This window comes from Bradyrhizobium sp. MOS001, assembly GCF_004634465.1.
In the GTDB taxonomy this organism is placed as follows: Bacteria; Pseudomonadota; Alphaproteobacteria; order Rhizobiales; family Xanthobacteraceae; genus Bradyrhizobium; species Bradyrhizobium barranii.
On the sequence record NZ_SPVJ01000135.1, the window covers coordinates 1 to 2,756 of the forward strand.

Here is a 2,756-nt window from a genome sequence, read left to right on the forward strand (position 1 = left end):
TGCGGATTCCGATGATCTCGCCCGGGTGTACCGATTTGATCTCGCCCAGGATTCCGAGATGATCTCGCCCACCCTTCCGATTTGATGTCGCCCGGGGCGCGAGGCGTTCTGGCTGTCTGGTTTCTGGCATCGGCGAAGCCGCGTGGTCAATCTTGAATCGCGGCTCGAAGGACTTGTTTTTTGCTGCTCCTGCTGTGGGCATGTGGGCAACGCCCTTCGCGTTGTCCAAGCGCAGCGGCATGTCCACAGGGCCACGGGCTCAGGCCTTTCGGCCGGGCTTACGGGTTCGCCGCAGGCTCTCGCCGTTGAGATCGATCCGGTGGGCGTTATGGACCAGGCGGTCGAGAACGGCGTCGGCGTAGGTGGGGTCGCCGATCAGCGCGTGCCATTGATCGACGGGAAGCTGGCTGGTGACGATGGTGGAGCGGTGGCCGTAGCGGTCCTCGAGGATCTCCAGGAGGTCGTGGCGGGCCGCGGCGTCGAGCGGCTCGAGGCCCCAGTCGTCGAGGATGAGGAGATCGACGCGGCCGAGCGCGCGCAGCAGGCGGGGGTGGCGGCCGTCACCGCGCGCCAAGGCCAGATCGCTGAACAGTCGCGGGACGCGCTGATAGAGCACGGAGCGATTGTCGCGGCAGGCTTTGTTGCCGAGCGCCGAGGCGAGCCAGCTCTTGCCGACGCCGGACGGGCCACAGATCAAAAGATTGGCGTGGTCGGCGATCCATTGGCCTTCGACCAGCATCGTCAAGAGGCTGCGGTCGAGGCCGCGCGGGGTGCGATAGTCGATGTCCTCGACGCAGGCCTGCTGGCGCAGCTTGGCATATTGAAGCCGCTTCGACAGTCGCTTGTCGCGTCGCAGCGACGCTTCACGTTCGAGCAGGAGCGCAAGCCATTCGGCGTGGCCGAGGCTGGCGGCCTCGCCGCCGGCTTCGATGTCGGCGAAGGCCTTGGCCATGCCGTGAAGGCCGAGCTGATGGAGCTGATCGAGGGTCGGATGGGTGAGCAAGGCGTGATCTCCTAATTGTAGTAGCGCGGCCCGCGGATGTTGGGATGGAGGATCGGCGCGTCGTCCGCGGAGCGCTTGGGTGAAGGACGCCGATCAAGATTGTTGGCGAGGATCGATTTGACCGAACCGTAAGTGCGCGCGCCGATATCGATCGCCCGCATGGCTGCGGCATCGAGCCGCTCTTGCCCGTAGGAGCGGGCCAGCCGGATGATGCCGAGGCAGGCGCGGAAGCCCTGCTCGGGGTGCGTGCGTTCATCCAGGATCAGATCGCACAGCGCCGCGGTGGCCGGCCCGATCGTGGCTGCATCCTTGCGGATGCGCTCGATGGTCCAGCCGGCGTAGCGCCGATGACTGGAGGCCATGTGCTCCGGTACGGTCGTGTGCTTGTGGTTGCCGCTCACGCGTTGATGCGCGGCGATCCGCTCGCCCTTGTGGAAAATCTCCACGGTGCGGGCGGTGAAGCGCACCTCGACCTCGGCGCGGACGAAGCGATGCGGGACGCTGTAGTAATGCGCCTCGACCTCGACGTGATAGTCGATGCTGACCCGGCAGATCCGCCACTCGGCGAACACGTAAGGGCTCTCCGGCAAGACCTTCAGTGCCGGCCGGTCGATCTCCTCCAATAGCTTGCGGCGGGTGACGCCGAGCCGCCGGATCGGCCGCTCCTCGTTGAGCCGGGTCATTAACTCGGCGATCGCCGCGTTGACCTCAGCGAGGCTGTGGAAGATCCGGTGGCGCAGCCGTCCGAGCAGCCAGCGCTCGACCATGAGGACCGCCTGCTCGACCTTGGCCTTGTCCCGTGGCCGTCGTGGCCTGGCCGGCAGAATGGCGGTGCCGTAATGCGCCGCCATATCGGCGTAGCTGCGGTTGATCTGCGGATCGTAGAGGCAGGCCTTGATCACCGCGACCTTGGTGTTGTCCGGCACCAGCAGTGCCGGCACGCCGCCGATCGCCTCGAAGGCGCCGACGTGCCCGCTGATCCAGTCGGCTAGCCCCTGCGTCCAGGTCGCCTGCGCGTAGGTGAAGCTCGATGCGCCGAGCACCGCGACGAAGATCTGCGCAGTGCGCCGTTCGCCGGTGAACCGGTCGATCACCACCGGCACGCCGTCGCCGGCATAGTCGACGAACAGCTTGTCGCCGGCCGCATGCGACTGGCGCATCGTCACCGACAGCCGGCCTTCCCAGGCCCGGTAGAGCTCGCAGAACCGCGAATAGCGATACCCGCCGGGTTCGCCCGCGATGTACTCCTCCCACACAATCGACAGCGTCACGTGCTTGCGCTTGAGCTCGCGATGCACCGCCGCCCAGTCCGGCTCGGCCTGCCGCCGATGGCCCCGCCGGGTGCCCGGACCGGCTCCGGCGTTGGCGAACAGCCGGGCCTCCAGCACCGTGTCGGTGACGTCGTCTGGCAACGGCCAGGTCAGCCCCGCCGCCTCGAACCGGCGGATCGTCAACCGCACCGTCGAAGGGGCCGTGCCGACCCGCCGCGCAATCTCGCGGGTCGGCATCCCGGCCGACTTCAATCTGATCACATCGCGCACATGGCGCATCGCAAACCTCTCCGTCGGCATCCAGGTCCCCCTTCGCAAAGCCGAAAGGCGGGACCGTATCGGAGCCAGAAGAGGCCTCGTCACCCCGGGCGACATCATCCCGGAATGGTGGGCGAGATCATCTCGGAATGGTGGGCGACATCAAATCGGAACGGTGGGCGAGATCATTCTGGAATGGTGGGCGACATCGAGCGGAATCAGCA

3 protein-coding genes are annotated in these 2,756 nt (G+C 66.8%); all 3 read right to left on the reverse strand.

The window, feature by feature from the left end; all coding sequences use genetic code 11:
* Positions 1 to 241: hypothetical protein (locus tag CT676_RS45005; protein ID WP_205124646.1), on the reverse strand; the 241-nt coding region annotated here is incomplete at its 3' end.
* Positions 242 to 259: 18 nt separating this feature from the next.
* Positions 260 to 1,003: an IS21-like element helper ATPase IstB gene (istB, locus tag CT676_RS43390; RefSeq protein ID WP_135217328.1), complete on the reverse strand. Its 744-nt coding sequence runs from the start codon at positions 1,001 to 1,003 to the stop codon at positions 260 to 262.
* 11 nt (positions 1,004 to 1,014) lie between these two features.
* Positions 1,015 to 2,553: an IS21 family transposase gene (gene istA, locus CT676_RS43395; protein ID WP_167768360.1), complete on the reverse strand. Its 1,539-nt coding sequence runs from the start codon at positions 2,551 to 2,553 to the stop codon at positions 1,015 to 1,017.
* Between the last annotated feature and the right edge of the window lie 203 nt (positions 2,554 to 2,756).

Excerpts from the sequence above, each read along its gene's own strand:
- istA (WP_167768360.1), bottom strand. The coding sequence starts at position 2,553 with ATGCGCCATGTGCGCGATGTGATCAGATTGAAGTCGGCCGGGATGCCG.